This is a genomic window from Streptomyces sp. NPDC002564 (assembly GCF_042889645.1).
Taxonomy (GTDB): domain Bacteria; phylum Actinomycetota; class Actinomycetes; order Streptomycetales; family Streptomycetaceae; genus Streptomyces.
The window spans coordinates 790,435-804,435 of the sequence record NZ_JBIARE010000003.1; the positions used below are offsets into that span (position 1 = coordinate 790,435).

The 14,001-nt window shown below is 72.5% G+C and carries 11 protein-coding genes; 7 read left to right on the forward strand and 4 right to left on the reverse strand.

The window, feature by feature from the left end:
* The first annotated feature begins 43 nt into the window (after window positions 1-43).
* From ACFYXE_RS14995 to ACFYXE_RS15015, 5 genes are all read left to right on the forward strand, one after another.
* On the forward strand, window positions 44-1,363 hold the full coding sequence (locus ACFYXE_RS14995) for a hypothetical protein (RefSeq protein WP_361181275.1): 1,320 nt from the start codon (window positions 44-46) through the stop codon (window positions 1,361-1,363).
* Window positions 1,360-3,936, forward strand: a complete 2,577-nt coding sequence (locus tag ACFYXE_RS15000) for a tetratricopeptide repeat protein (protein WP_389312460.1) — start codon at window positions 1,360-1,362, stop codon at window positions 3,934-3,936. The genes ACFYXE_RS14995 and ACFYXE_RS15000 overlap by 4 nt, the downstream gene beginning before the upstream one ends.
* A gap of 2 nt (window positions 3,937-3,938) precedes the next feature.
* Window positions 3,939-5,279, forward strand: coding sequence for a PP2C family protein-serine/threonine phosphatase (locus ACFYXE_RS15005; protein ID WP_389312461.1), 1,341 nt, complete (start codon window positions 3,939-3,941; stop codon window positions 5,277-5,279).
* Window positions 5,280-5,439: 160 nt separating this feature from the next.
* Entirely contained in the window at window positions 5,440-6,786 is a 1,347-nt protein-coding gene (locus ACFYXE_RS15010) for a VWA domain-containing protein (RefSeq protein ID WP_389312463.1), read from the forward strand.
* A gap of 113 nt (window positions 6,787-6,899) precedes the next feature.
* Entirely contained in the window at window positions 6,900-8,156 is a 1,257-nt protein-coding gene (locus tag ACFYXE_RS15015) for an FHA domain-containing protein (protein WP_389312465.1), read from the forward strand.
* A 27-nt stretch (window positions 8,157-8,183) separates the two neighbouring features.
* Here ACFYXE_RS15015 and ACFYXE_RS15020 read toward each other — a convergent pair whose 3' ends face one another.
* The gene (locus ACFYXE_RS15020) at window positions 8,184-9,167 is read right to left on the reverse strand and encodes a methyltransferase domain-containing protein (RefSeq protein ID WP_389312585.1); all 984 of its coding nucleotides are present in this window, start codon (window positions 9,165-9,167) and stop codon (window positions 8,184-8,186) included.
* Window positions 9,168-9,292: 125 nt separating this feature from the next.
* Here ACFYXE_RS15020 and ACFYXE_RS15025 point away from each other — a divergent pair, with 125 nt between their 5' ends.
* On the forward strand, window positions 9,293-9,706 hold the full coding sequence (locus ACFYXE_RS15025; RefSeq protein ID WP_389312467.1) for a globin: 414 nt from the start codon (window positions 9,293-9,295) through the stop codon (window positions 9,704-9,706).
* A gap of 112 nt (window positions 9,707-9,818) precedes the next feature.
* On the opposite strand, the gene ACFYXE_RS15030 is transcribed toward ACFYXE_RS15025, so the two are convergent.
* From ACFYXE_RS15030 to ettA, 3 genes are read right to left on the reverse strand one after another with little or no spacing between them, the layout of a single operon-like run.
* On the reverse strand, window positions 9,819-10,505 hold the full coding sequence (locus ACFYXE_RS15030; protein ID WP_389312469.1) for a hypothetical protein: 687 nt from the start codon (window positions 10,503-10,505) through the stop codon (window positions 9,819-9,821).
* On the reverse strand, window positions 10,502-10,969 hold the full coding sequence (locus tag ACFYXE_RS15035; protein ID WP_389312471.1) for an acyl-CoA thioesterase: 468 nt from the start codon (window positions 10,967-10,969) through the stop codon (window positions 10,502-10,504). The genes ACFYXE_RS15030 and ACFYXE_RS15035 overlap by 4 nt, the downstream gene beginning before the upstream one ends.
* A gap of 7 nt (window positions 10,970-10,976) precedes the next feature.
* Window positions 10,977-12,641, reverse strand: coding sequence for an energy-dependent translational throttle protein EttA (ettA, locus tag ACFYXE_RS15040; protein WP_389312473.1), 1,665 nt, complete (start codon window positions 12,639-12,641; stop codon window positions 10,977-10,979).
* A 492-nt stretch (window positions 12,642-13,133) separates the two neighbouring features.
* On the opposite strand from ettA, the gene ACFYXE_RS15045 reads away from it, so the two are divergent.
* The gene (locus tag ACFYXE_RS15045) at window positions 13,134-13,919 is read left to right on the forward strand and encodes a hypothetical protein (RefSeq protein WP_389312475.1); all 786 of its coding nucleotides are present in this window, start codon (window positions 13,134-13,136) and stop codon (window positions 13,917-13,919) included.
* Window positions 13,920-14,001: the final 82 nt, after the last annotated feature.

Consider the following 14,001-nt stretch of genomic DNA (forward strand, 5'->3'; position numbering starts at 1 on the left):
CCATGGCGCGGGGGCACGGCGACACAGAGCGGAGAGGTGATCGATGAGCGTCACGGGACCCCCCGGTCCGGTGATGGACCGGGACGAGGTGGACCGTGCGCTGGCGCGCCTCGACGCCGAGCACGAGGCGATCGAGACCTCGCTCCTCGCCCTCCAGGACCACGCGGGCCGCCGTCTCCTCGAAGGCGCCCGGCTCACCGGCGTCACCGAGGAGCGCTGGAGCGACACCGAGAACCGCATCACGCTGCTCTGGGCCTACTTCGACGCCTACGCGGGGGCGCTGCGCACCGCCCGCGAGGTGCGCGAGCGCAGGCGCTGGCCTGCCCGGGACGACCTGGTGGAGCTGACGGAGCTGCTGCGCGGCGAGTCGGTGACCGTCGCGGGCGGCTCCTCCTCCGGCGTCTCCCCCGCGCTCACCGGACCCGCCAGGCTCACCGAGCGGTTCACCCTCGAAGAGCTCGTCGCCCGGATGAACGACCTGTACGCCCACTCCCTGGACATGGTCGTTGCCGCCGACGCGGTGTGGTCCGCGCTGCCGGCCCGCATCGACCTGCTCGCCGCCGAGCTCGGCCGCACCCGCCAGCTCGCGCACTCCGTCGGGGTGCGCCCCGGCGAACACCCCTCGGGCGACGACCTGGAGCGCATCACCCGCACGCTGACCGCCCTGCGCGAGCAGGTCGTCTCCGACCCGCTGGCCTTCTGGCAGCGTGCGGAGGGCAGTTCGGCGCCCGGCGGCGGCCGGCCGCACACCGACCGCTACGACCGCGAGGCCCGCGCACTGGAGGACGTGCGCCGCGAGATCGAGGCCGTGCTCACCGTCCGCCAGGACGCCGAGGCGCGCCTGGGCAGGCTGCGCGACCTGCTCTCGCGCGCGGACCGCACGCTGGCCGAGGCCCGCTCGGCGCGCGGCGAGGTCCTCGCCAAGATCGCCGCGTCCGAGGTGCCCGCGGTCAGCGGCCCGCCGACCGCGCTGCAGGAACAGCTCGCGATGGCCTCCGACTACCGCAGGCACGCCCAGTGGCACCGCCTCTCGCCGCTCCTGGAGTCCCTGGAGGAGCAGGCCGAGGAGGAACTGCTGCGCGCCCGCGAGTCGTTGACGGCCGTCACCGCGCCGCTCGCGGTCCGCGCGGAGCTGCGCGGCCGCCTGGACGCGTACAAGGCGAAGATGGCCCGGCACGGTCACGCCGAGGACCCGCTCCTGATCGAGCGGTACGACGCGGCCCGCCGGATGCTGTGGAGCGCGCCCTGCGATCTGCGCGTGGCGGAGCAGGCGGTGCTGCGCTATCAGCAGGCGGCCGCCGAGGCGCTCGCGCCGAGGGTCCCGCAGCAGGGCGGGCCCACCGACCGGACGGGGGAATCGTGAGCCAGCGGCAGTGTCAGCGGCCCGGATGCACGGGGTCGTACGAGGACGTCGGCGGCGGCGAGCTGTACTGCGACACCTGCGGCCTCGCCCCGGTCGTCGCGCCCAACGGCATGGTGGGCTCGCCGCCCACCGGGATCACCGCGGGCGCCCGGGGCTCGCGGGGCTCCGGCAGCGCGAGCGGGCGCTCCTCCACGGGGTCCTCCTCCCGCTCGTCCCGCTCCTCCCGTTCGTCCCGCTCGCAGTCCTCGCGGCGGTCGGTGTCGGGGCGGCTGTCCCGTTCCCTCTCGGGCGCCTCGACGTCGCGTTCGGTGTCGGTGCGCAGTTCGGGCTCGGCGGCCGGGTCCTCGGCGCGCGGGCGGCTCGGCGTCGGCCTGGTCGCGGTGCCGGACGTGCCGCGCCCCGACCCGCGCGGCGCGGTGCAGCAGAACCCCGAGGTACCGGAGCGGAAGCGATTCTGCTCGCGCTCGGACTGCGGGGCGCCGGTGGGCCGCGCGCGCGGTGCGCGGCCGGGCCGCACGGAGGGCTTCTGCACCAAGTGCGGCCACCCGTACTCGTTCGTGCCGAAGCTGAACACCGGCGACATCGTGCACGGCCAGTACGAGGTCGTGGGCTGTCTGGCGCACGGCGGCCTCGGCTGGGTCTATCTCGCCGTCGACCGCGCGGTGTCCGACCGCTGGGTGGTCCTCAAGGGCCTGCTGGACACGGGTGACCAGGACGCGATGGCCGCCGCGATCTCCGAGCGCCGCTTCCTCGCCGAGATCGAGCACTCCAACATCGTCCGGATCTACAACTTCGTCGAGCACCTCGACCAGCGCACCGGCTCCATGGACGGCTACATCGTCATGGAGTACGTCGGCGGCAAGTCCCTCAAGGAGATCGCCAACGACCGCCGCACGCCCGAGGGCAGACGCGACCCGCTGCCGGTCGCCCAGGCCTGTGCGTACGGCATCGAGGCCCTGGAGGCGCTCGGGCACCTGCACAGCCGCAATCTCCTCTACTGCGACTTCAAGGTCGACAACGCCATCCAGACCGAGGGCCAGCTCAAGCTCATCGACATGGGCGCGGTGCGCCGGATGGACGACGACGAGTCCGCGATCTACGGCACGGTCGGCTACCAGGCACCCGAAGTCGCCGAGCTCGGCCCCTCGGTGGCCTCCGACCTGTACACCGTCGCGCGCACCCTCGCCGTGCTGACCTTCGACTTCCAGGGCTACACGAACGTGTTCGTGGACTCCCTGCCCGACCCGGACAACATCGAGGTCTTCCGTACGTACGAGTCCTTCTACCGCCTCCTGGTGCGCGCCACGGACCCGGACCCGGGCCGGCGCTTCGCCTCGGCGCAGGAGATGGCCGAGCAGCTCACCGGGGTGCTGCGGGAGGTCATGGCGCTGCGCACGGGCCGGCCGCGGCCCGCGCTGTCCACGCTGTTCGGGCCCGAGGTCAAGGTGACGGACACCGAGCTGTTCGCGGAGCTGACCGGCGACGTGTCGCACCTGGGCGCGCGCGCCGACCTGGCGGGCCCGGCGGGCGGCGGGCGGCGGGCGCTCGGCGCGGCGCCCGCGGTGGCGGCGATCGCCGAGGGGGCGACGACGGCCACGGGGATCGTCCGGGTCATCGACGCGCCCGCGACGGCGCTGACGCTGCCCGTCCCCCTGGTGGACCCGAGCGACCCGAACGCCGGGTTCCTCGCCGGTCTCATCACCTCCGCGCCCGCCGAGCTGATCACCGCCCTGGCGTCGGCGCCCGCCGAGTCCCTCGAACTGCGGCTGCGCGGCCTGCGCGCCCGGCTCGCCATGGGTGAACTGGCGCCCGCCGCGCAGGCCCTGGCCGAGCTCGAGTCCCAGCACCCGGACGACTGGCGGGTGATCTGGTACCGCGGCGTGGCCGCGCTCGCCACCGGCGACTTCGAGAACGCGGCGCTCTCCTTCGACGCGGTCTACGACGCGTTCCCCGGCGAGCCCGCGCCGAAGCTGGCGCTGGGCGTGTGCGCCGAGGTCCTCGGCCAGCTGGACAACGCCGCCGAGTACTACCGGCTGGTGTGGACCACCGACCCGAGCTACGTGAGCGCCGCCTTCGGCCTGGCCCGGGTGCAGCTCGCCGCCGACGACAGGACGGGCGCCGTGCGCACCCTGGAGTCGGTGCCGGAGTCGTCCATCCACTACACCGCGGCCCGGGTCGCGGCGGTGCGGGCGCGGCTGCGGCAGCGGCTGGCGAACGGGGCGGCGGAGCCCTCGGGCGAGACCTTCCTGGACGATCTGACGGCCGCCGCGGGGCAGATCGAGGCGCTGGCCGGGTTCGGGCTCGACGCGGTGCGCAGGGAGCGTCTGTCGACCGAGGTTCTGGGCACGGCGCTCGACTGGGTACTCTCCGGTAGGCACTCTGGTCACGTCTCCGCGCCGCCGGCCACCACCGGGACGCGGACCGTACTGCTCGGCAGCGACCTGGACGAGCGCGGTCTCCGGTTCGGTCTGGAGCGTTCGTACCGGACACTGGCCCGGCTCGCTCAGGGTGGCGAGGAGAGGATCGAACTGGTGGAGCGGGCCAACCGTTTCCGCCCCCGGACGTGGGTGTGAGTATGTCGCAGATGCCCCAGCTGTCTGCCTGCCCCAGCTGTGAGGAGCCGCTGGAGTCGGGTGACCTGTATTGCGGAGCGTGCGGGTTCGACCTGTCGGCGGTGCCGCCGCGGCCGGACTCCTCTCCGAACGGGTCCGCGGGACCCGTGGGGGCCGCCGCCCCCGCGGGCGGCCGGGACGGCGCGGGCGAACGGCCCCACGAGCCCGGCGAGTGGCCCGTCGCGCCGGACGTCGACAGCTCCGACGTGCCGGTACCCGCCCACCTGCCCACCGACCTGCCGGGCACGGACTCGGCGGGCGGCGAGCTGCCCGCCCGGGCCGCGGCGGAGCCCGACGAGTACCCGCTGCCCGCCCCCGCTGCCGCCGCCCCCGCGGCGGCGCCCGCCGACCCGCGGACGGAGAGCCCCGACCCGACGCCCGCCGCCGGCACCAAGCTGTGCGTGGCCTGCCGCTCGGGCCGGGTCGACCCCGACGGCTACTGCGAGAACTGCGGGCACGCCCAGCCGCGCGAGCGCGACCACATGGAGCAGCAGCTCGACGCGGTCGCCGCGGTCAGCGACCGCGGGCTGCGCCACCACCGCAACGAGGACGCGTTCGCGATCTCCGGGGCCGCGCTGCCCGACGGCTCGCCCGCCGTCGTCGCCATCGTCTGCGACGGCGTCTCCTCGGCGACCCGCCCCGACGAGGCCTCGCTGGCCGCCTCCCGGGCCGCCAACGCCTCGCTCCTGGAGTCGCTGCCCCGCGGCATCCACCCCCAGCAGGGCATGCACGACGCGATCCTCGCGGCCGCCGACGCGGTCAACGCGCTCGCCGCCGAGCCCGCCGCCGCCCGCGAGCACAGCCCCCACCAGAACGCGCCCGCCTGCACGCTGGTCGGCGCCGTCGTCGCCGGCGGCCTGCTCGTCGTCGGCTGGGTCGGCGACAGCCGCGCGTACTGGGTGCCCGACGACCGCACCGGCCCCACCGTCCGGCTGACCGAGGACGACTCGTGGGCCGCGCAGATGGTCGCCGCGGGCCTGATGAACGAGGCCGAGGCGTACGCCGACGAGCGCGCGCACGCCATCACCGGCTGGCTCGGCGCCGACGCGTACGAACTGGAGCCGCACACCGCTTCCTTCAAGCCGGACCGTGCCGGTGTAGTGGTGGTGTGCACGGACGGCCTGTGGAACTACGCGGAGGGCGTCGGCGAGATGGCCGAAGCGGTGCCCGCCGACGCGGCGGACCGGCCGCTGCACAGCGCCCAGGTCCTGGTCGGCCACGCGCTGGACGGCGGGGGCCACGACAACGTAACAGTGGCCGTCGTCCCGTTCCCCTTCGTGCCGCAAGGGGCAGGATCGGCCTAGACGCACGCGCACACGGCAGTACGGCAGTACGGCAGCACGACGGACGCACGCCCCGCCCAGGGGCGACCCGGCCGACCAGGGGGGACGCCGGGGTCCGGACGTCTGCGGTTCTGAGGTTCAGGGGTCTTGAGGTTCTGAGGTTCTGAGGGGGAGCAGTTCCATGGCCAATTTCTCGAAGTCGAACGTGCCGCAGTTCTCGGTCGACGTGTACCAGAACGAGTACCTGCCCGAAGGCGGCCGCGAGGTCAACGCCATCGCCACGGTCAGCTCGACCGGCGGCGGAACGATCGGCGCCGCGGTGGGCGCCCCGCACCTGTACTCCGCGGGGCAGAGCCCGGACGCGGCCGTGGCGATCATGGTCGACTGCTCCGGCTCGATGGACTACCCGCCGACGAAGATGCGCGGCGCCCGGGACGCCACGGCCGCCGCGATCGACGCCGTCCGTGACGGCGTGCACTTCGCGGTGATCGGCGGCACGCACGTCGCCAAGGAGGTCTACCCGGGCGGCGGACGGCTCGCGGTGGCGGACCCGCAGACCCGCGAGCAGGCCAAGCAGGCGCTGCGCAGGCTCAGCGCGGGCGGCGGCACGGCGATCGGCACCTGGCTGCGCCTGGCCGACCGCCTCCTGGCCTCCGCGGAGGTCGCCATCCGGCACGGCATCCTGCTCACCGACGGCCGCAACGAACACGAGTCGCCGCAGGACCTGAAAGCCGCGCTCGACTCCTGCGCGGGCCGCTTCACCTGCGACGCCCGCGGCGTCGGCACGGACTGGGAGGTGAAGGAGGTCACAGGGATCGCCTCCGCGCTGCTCGGCACCGCCGACATCGTGGCCGACCCGGCCGGGCTCGCCGCCGACTTCACGCGGATGATGGAGACGGCGATGGGCAAGGAGGTCGCCGACGTCAGCCTGCGGCTGTGGACGCCGATGGGCGTGGAGATCCGGTTCGTCAAGCAAGTGGCGCCCACGGTCGAGGAGTTGACCGGCCGCCGCACGGAGGCCGGACCGCGCGCGGGCGACTACCCGACGGGCTCCTGGGGCGACGAGTCCCGCGACTACCACATCTGCGTCCACGTGCCGAACGCGGAGCTGGGCCAGGAGATGCTCGCGGCCCGGGTCTCGCTGGTGGTGCCGCAGGGCGACGGCAGCGTGCAGACGCTGTCGCAGGGGCTGGTGCGGGCGGTGTGGACGGACGACATGGCGGCCTCCACGTCGATCAATCCGCAGGTCGCGCACTACACGGGCCAGGCGGAACTGGCCCAGGTCATCCAGCAGGGACTGGACGCGCGCAAATCGGGAGATGTCGACGGAGCCACGGCCAAACTGGGGCGCGCCGTCCAGCTCGCGAGCGCCTCGGGCAATGCCGATACGGCGAAACTGCTTTCGAAGGTGGTGGACGTCGTGGACGCGGCGGCAGGTACTGTTCGATTGAAGGCGAAGGTCGCCGAGGCCGACGAGATGACACTCGAGACACGGTCGACGAAGACCGTTCGCGTGAAGAAGCAGTAGCCGTACGCGCAGCGCCGCGGCGGCACCTCACGGGAATCACGCCGTCACACCGTAAGAACCACCCGCAGTACGCACGGCCCTCGGGCCGGAGAAGGAGAGGGGGAAGCGCCGACATGCCGACCTGCCCGAACGGACACCAGTCGGGTTCCGACGACTGGTGCGAGGTCTGCGGTCACCGCATGGCCGGTGCCGTACCGCCGCCGCCTCCGCCGCCGCCCGCGGCCGGATACGGCTATCCCCCGCCGCCGCCCGGCCAGGACCAGGGCTTCCCGCAGCCGGGGCAGGGCCGCCCGCACCTGGCCGCCGTGCCGGACGCGTCGGCCGAGGCGGAGCTCTGCCCGCAGTGCCGCACGCCCCGCGAGGCGAACGCGCCGTTCTGCGAGGAGTGCCGCTGGAACTTCCTGACGAACACGGCGACCTCGTACACCCCGGCCGCGCCGAACCCGCCGCTGCCCACGCACGGCGGCCCCGGCATGCCCCCGCCGCCGCAGCAGCAGTTCCAGCACCAGCCCCCGCCGGGATACGAGTACCAGGGCTCGCGCCCCTCGCAGATGAACCGGCCCGCCGAGCCGATCCCGCCGTTCGGCAACGGCAACGGCAACGGCGGCGGTCCTCAGGGTCCCGGCGGCCCCGGCCCGCAGGGTCCGCAGGGCCACCCCGGTCACCCCGGCCACCCCGGCCACCCCGGTCAGCAGGGCCCCGGTGCGCCGCAGGCCTTCCAGCAGCCGAGTCCGCCCGCGCCGCCCGCGTTCCCGCAGGAGGGCGGCGGCCCGCAGGGTCCGCCCCCGCCGCCGCCCGGCCCGTCCTTCGGCGGCGGAGGCGACGACTGGGTGCTCTCGCCGCCCTCGTCCCCGGCGCAGCCCGACGGGTACCGCCCCGACTCCTACCAGCCGGACCCGTTCCCGCAGGAGTCCTTCCCGCAGGGCCCCGGGCAGCCGCAGGCTCCCCAGCCCCAGCAGGGTCCCGGCACGTGGACGGTGACGATCGGTCCCGACCGCGAGTACTTCATGGCGATGATGCAGCGCAGCGGCCCCGAGGCCTCGGGGCTCAACCTGCCCGCGTACTCGCCGGAGCAGCAGCGCCCGCTGGCCGGCAACCAGATCAGCATCGGCCGCCGCAGGCACTCCACGGGTGACACCCCGGACATCGACCTGTCGGTGCCCCCGGAGGACCCGGGCGTCTCGCACCAGCACGCGGTCCTGGTCCAGCAGCCGGACGGCAGCTGGGCGGTCGTCGACCAGAACTCGACGAACGGCACCACGGTCAACGGCGGCGAGGAGCCCATCCAGCCCTTCGTGCCCGTACCCCTCCAGGACGGCGACCAGGTCCACGTCGGGGCCTGGACGACGCTCACCATCCGCCGCGACTGAGCCCGGGGCCCCCGCGGCCCGCGCCGGTCACAGCGGCCAGACGTAGGGCCCTTCGGGGTCGTCCAGCCAGGCCCACGCGTAGGGTCCGCTGACGGTGACCCCGAAGCGCTCGCGCACCGGACGTCCCTCGCGCTGCCACAGCGCGAGGGCCTCGTGCGGGTCGAGGCTGCCCGCGGTCAGCTCCAGCAGGAAACGGAAGAGATCGCTCTGCAGGGCTCCGCGCGGCAGCCCGCCGATGTGCTGGTCCCGCGGGGGCCGCGCGCCGCCGCCGCGCAGCGGCACGAAGTAGGCGGGCGTGTGCAGGAAGCGCCCCTCGGCGTGCCGCGCGTCCCGCACGGTCAGCGCGATCAGACCGGTGGCCAGCGGCGCGAGGATCCGCGCGCCCGGCCTGCACTGGGCCGGCCAGGCCCGCGGCACCGACGTCAGGGTGCAGGTGGCGATGATCCGGTCGTACGGTGCCCGCTCGGGGCAGCCGGCCGCGCCGTCGCCGGTCACCACGGCCGGGCGGTGGCCGGCGGCCGCCAGATGCCGCCGCGCGGACTCGGTGATCTCCGGGTCGAGGTCCATGGTCGTGACGTGCGCCGCGCCGAGCCGGTGGGCGAGCAGCGCCGCGTTGTAGCCGGTGCCCGCGCCGATCTCCAGCACGTCGCAGGGCGCGCCGTCCGGGACGGCCAGCTCGGCGAGCATCTTCGCCATCAGGGACGGCTGGCTGCTGGAGGAGACGAGCTCGCCGTCGCGGACCCGGGTGGCGAGCGGCGCGTCCCGGTAGGCGCCGCGCAGCCAGCGGGTGCGGCGCGCCTCGTCGGGGTCCTCGCCCCACAGCCGCTCGTACCCGGCGCCGGGGCCCGCGCTCACGTAGTAGTAGGGCACGAACAGGTGGCGCGGCACGGCCGTGAACGCCGCCCGCCAGGCCGGGGCGTCCTGCCAGGCCCCGCTCGCCCCGATCTCGCGGACGAGGGCGGCCCGGGCCTCGGCGACGAGTGCGGGGTCGAGTGCCGCGTCCGGTCCCATGGCTGGTTCCATGGCTCCACTGTGCTGCGCGGACGCCTCGTGTGCGAGTGGCCGAACCGGGGCGGGTCCCCATGATCCGGACGATGGTCCTAAGCCTTCCGTACTCGGCCGCCCCGTCTGAGACCATGGAAGGTGTGAATGAGATCCCGCGCGGCACGCTTCAGGAGCAGACCTACTACGAGCAGGTCGGCGGCGAGGAAACCTTCCGGCGCCTGGTGCACCTCTTCTACCAGGGGGTCGCGGAGGACCCGCTGCTGCGGCCGATGTACCCGGAGGAGGACCTGGGCCCGGCCGAGGAGCGCCTGGCGCTCTTCCTGATGCAGTACTGGGGCGGCCCGCGCACCTACAGCGACAACCGCGGCCACCCCCGGCTGCGCATGCGGCACGCGCCGTTCACCGTCGACCGGGCGGCGCACGACGCCTGGCTGAAGCACATGCGCGCGGCCGTCGACCAGCTCGGCCTCGCCGAGGAGCACGAGCGCACGCTGTGGAACTACCTCACGTACGCGGCAGCATCCATGGTCAACTCGGAGGGCTGATCAGCCCTCCGCGGCCGAAGCCCTGCGCGGCCGAAGCCCTGCGGACGCACCGAGGTCCGTACGGCCCCGTGCCCGCCCCCTCCCGCCACCGGCCGGGAGGGGCCGAGGCCACTCACGCGGGGGTGACGGTGAGTCCCCCGACGCCGGCCCGGCGCACCACGACGGAGCCGTAGGCCGTACGCAGCCGCAGCCACGCCCCCGACGACAGCAGGGTCAGCGCGTCGCCGCGCAGGAAGCCGAGGGACTGCGCCGCGTGGGCGGCCCGCACCGGCAGCTCCGTGTCACCGACCGGCCGGGACCAGATCTCGCGTCCCACCCGGTCCAGCTCGGCCCTCACCCGCCGCTCGGCGGGCAACTCCTCGACGCGGGCCCGGAATTCGGCGACGGCCTTCTTCACCAGCGCCCGCATCGCGTCCGGGACCGGCAGCCCCGGTTCCTGCCGCCAGCCGCCGCGCGGCGGCAGTACGCCCGCCCACGGCGGTCCGGTGACGGCGCCCGGCACGTCGGCGACGCCCTCCGCGGCCACGGACTGGGCCGACTCCGCGACGTGCTCCAGGAACTCACCGGCGGAGACGGTCACGTCGAGCGTGGTGTCGAGCCCGTACTCGTACGGCTTGACCAGCCGCGCCGTACGGACGACGAGCACCTCGAACGACGGCGGCCGCCCGAACACGGCGAGCGTGTCCCCGGCGGCCTGCAGCCGCACGGCGGCCGCCTTGTCGTAGTGGATCAGCCGGGCCAGGAAGGCGGCGAGGTCCGCCGCCTCCCCGGCATCGGCGAAGTGGAGCCGCGCGGTCATGCGGCGAGCGCCCCCGAGCGGCTGCGGGTGCCGTCGGCGCTGCCTGCGCTGTCGGCGCTGTCGTCCACGTACTCCTGCAGGAACGACCGCTCCTCGGCGGAGATCCGGCGGGGCCGCTGCGCCTCCAGGTCGAAGGGCACGACCACCGTGGCGGCCCGCACATACACCTGTTCCGCGTCCTTGATCTCGTACGCGATGGTCAGCGACGCGGCACCGATCTTCGTCACCCACGACTCGATGGTCACCGGGGCGTGCCGGTGCACCAACGGGCGTACGTAGTCGATCTCGTGCCGGGCCACGACCGAGCCGCCGGAGAACGAGGGGGACCCGTCACCGGGCGCGAGACGGAACATGAAGTCGATGCGCGCCTCCTCCAAGTACCGCAGGAAGACGACGTTGTTGACGTGCCCGAAGGCGTCCATGTCCGACCAGCGCAGCGGGCATTGGTATATGTGTCGAGCCACAGTCGCCTCAGCCCCGGGTGAGCTTCTTGTAGGTGGCGCGGTGCGGGCGGGCCGCGTCCGCACCCAGACGCTCGATCTTGTTCTTCTCGTACGACTCGAAGTTGCCCTCGAACCAGTACCACTTGGAGTCACCCTCGTAGGCGAGGATGTGCGTGGCGACCCGGTCCAGGAACCAGCGGTCGTGGGAGATCACGACAGCGGCACCCGGGAACTCCAGGAGCGCGTTCTCCAGCGAGGAGAGGGTCTCGACGTCCAGGTCGTTCGTCGGCTCGTCGAGGAGCAGCAGGTTGCCGCCCTCCTTGAGGGTCAGCGCCAGGTTGAGGCGGTTGCGCTCACCGCCGGAGAGCACACCGGCCGGCTTCTGCTGGTCCGGGCCCTTGAACCCGAAGGCCGAGACGTACGCCCGCGAGGGCATCTCGACCTGGCCGACGTTGATGTAGTCCAGCTCGTCGGAGACGACGGCCCACAGCGTCTTCTTCGGGTCGATGTTGGCGCGGCCCTGGTCGACGTACGAGACCTTGACCGTGTCACCGATCTTGATCTTGCCGGAGTCCGGCTGCTCCAGGCCCTGGATCATCTTGAACAGCGTGGTCTTGCCCGCGCCGTTCGGACCGATGATGCCGACGATGCCGTTGCGCGGCAGCGTGAAGCTCAGGTCGTCGATCAGGACCTTGTCGCCGAAGGCCTTCGAGAGGTTCTCGACCTCGACGACGATCGAGCCCAGGCGCGGGCCCGGCGGGATCTGGATCTCCTCGAAGTCCAGCTTCCGCATCTTGTCGGCCTCGGCCGCCATCTCCTCGTAACGGGCCAGACGCGCCTTGGACTTGGCCTGGCGCCCCTTGGCGTTCGACCGCACCCACTCGAGCTCTTCCTTCAGACGCTTCGCACGCTTGGCGTCCTTCTGGCCCTCGACCTTGAGACGGGCCTGCTTCTTCTCCAGGTACGTGGAGTAGTTGCCCTCGTACGGGTGGGCGCGGCCGCGGTCGAGCTCCAGGATCCACTGGGCGACGTTGTCCAGGAAGTAGCGGTCGTGGGTGACCGCCACGACGGCACCGGCGTACTGGGAGAGGTGCTGCTCCAGCCAGTTCACCGACTCGGCGTCGAGGTGGTTGGTGGGCTCGTCGAGGAGGAGCAGGTCGGGCGCCTCGATGAGGAGCTTGCAGAGCGCGACGCGGCGCTTCTCACCACCGGAGAGGGTGGTGACGGGCCAGTCGCCGGGCGGGCAGCCGAGGGCGTCCATGGCCTGCTCGAGCTGGGCGTCGAGGTCCCACGCGTTGGCGTGGTCCAGGTCCTCCTGGAGCTTGCCCATCTCCTCCATGAGCGCGTCCGAGTAGTCGGTCGCCATGAGCTCGGCGACCTCGTTGAAGCGCTTGAGCTTGCCCATGATCTCGGCGGCGCCGTCCTGCACGTTCTCCAGGACGGTCTTCGACTCGTCGAGCTGCGGCTCCTGCATGAGGATGCCGACGGTGAAGCCGGGCGAGAGGAACGCGTCGCCGTTCGACGGCTGCTCGAGGCCCGCCATGATCTTGAGCACCGTGGACTTACCGGCGCCGTTGGGGCCCACGACACCGATCTTGGCGCCAGGAAGGAAGCTCAAGGTGACATCGTCGAGGATCACCTTGTCGCCGTGCGCCTTGCGCGTCTTGCGCATGGTGTAGATGTACTCAGCCAAGAGAAACCGTCCGGCAATCAGTGAGTGGGCAGATACACCCCATCTTGCCTGACGGCCACCCCCCGGAGGAAACCCGTATGGCCGGGGGCTCGCGACCTGGACGTTCACCCATGGTCTGGGTAGCCGCCCCGCGACCGAACGTCACCGCCAGCCCTGGACGAGCAACTCCGCTCGCCCCAGAAGCGGCCGGCACAGAGCTACCCCCTCCTCTCTCCTGTCGCTGACGGTCGAGGCGACCTCGCGGTCTCCGGACGGCTCGCGCGGCACGCGCAATGCACCGCGGGCCCGACTCTTGTTCAATCGAGCCCTCTCCTCTCACAACTCCGGGACACTTGCCGCTACCGGCACACGCGGCATCTCAGGAACTGCGAGTGATTGCGCCTGCAGGGGCTGAAGGGCGGAGGGTCATAGGGGCACGATCACCGCCGGTCGCGCACCGACAGCACCGCGCACATGCATTCACCCAGGGTCCCCTCAACCGCAGGAGGCTGAATGTTATCTTCCCTGCTGCCAGGAGTTCGCGAGATAAGGACACCACTAACGTCGGGATACCTTTGGCTTGCCATTCTCTGGATATTCATCGGCGATTCGGCGCCCACGGAGGACCCCGGCCACGGCCCGTTCTCGACAATGTGGCGCGTGGGAGAGTCACTGGGGAGGCCCGCGCTCCTGGCAGCCCTCAGCTTCGCCGCCTACCTGGTGGGAACGTTCCTCGAGATAGACCCCCTGCACATGTGGGAACACGGAGGGCGCCCGGCGTGGATCACCAGGGGGCGCAACATGCTTCGGAACCTCCCGTTCTTCTCCCGGCTGCAGGTGTTTCCCATCTCTGGTCAGGCGCGAGAGGACATGACCATATTCTCGGAAGCCATCCTGGGCTCGACGGCAGGCGACCCTGGCGAGGTTCGTGAAATTTTGTCAAACATCACGAAGGAGGAGAGCCAGATAGCGACCCGAATTCAGGCGAACAACATCGACCTGTACAACAAGTACGACCGACTCCTGGCGGAGAGTTCATTTCGGGTCAACATTGCACCGCCTCTGACGCTGCTGTCCTTGATCCTCATCTGGTCATCCCGGCCAAGCCTTTATGCGCAGGCACTCCTCACGATCGCCAGCACCGCGTACGGATTCCTTCTGTTTCGCCAGGGGGTCCGCAAGGCCATTCGGTCCAGAGATGTGATCACGCAGGCACTGGCTGTCGGCATCGTCGAATCCACGTACCTGAGGCGTCGCACCGAGCGAGCCAACGGTTCCGCCCCCGACGGAACCAACTGAACGCCATCCCACCCCTGCTGTGCCGTGGTCGGCTGCCGTGCCGTGGTCCGTATTCGGTTCGATACCGGTAGCCGGAAGCCGG

Coding starts and splice junctions, on each gene's coding strand:
- ACFYXE_RS14995 (WP_361181275.1), top strand. CDS start 44: ATGAGCGTCACGGGACCCCCCGGTCCGGTGATGGACCGGGACGAGGTG.
- ACFYXE_RS15005 (WP_389312461.1), top strand. CDS start 3,939: ATGTCGCAGATGCCCCAGCTGTCTGCCTGCCCCAGCTGTGAGGAGCCG.
- ACFYXE_RS15010 (WP_389312463.1), top strand. CDS start 5,440: ATGGCCAATTTCTCGAAGTCGAACGTGCCGCAGTTCTCGGTCGACGTG.
- ACFYXE_RS15015 (WP_389312465.1), top strand. CDS start 6,900: ATGCCGACCTGCCCGAACGGACACCAGTCGGGTTCCGACGACTGGTGC.
- ACFYXE_RS15020 (WP_389312585.1), bottom strand. CDS start 9,167: ATGGGACCGGACGCGGCACTCGACCCCGCACTCGTCGCCGAGGCCCGG.
- ACFYXE_RS15025 (WP_389312467.1), top strand. CDS start 9,293: ATGGAAGGTGTGAATGAGATCCCGCGCGGCACGCTTCAGGAGCAGACC.
- ACFYXE_RS15030 (WP_389312469.1), bottom strand. CDS start 10,505: ATGACCGCGCGGCTCCACTTCGCCGATGCCGGGGAGGCGGCGGACCTC.
- ACFYXE_RS15045 (WP_389312475.1), top strand. CDS start 13,134: ATGTTATCTTCCCTGCTGCCAGGAGTTCGCGAGATAAGGACACCACTA.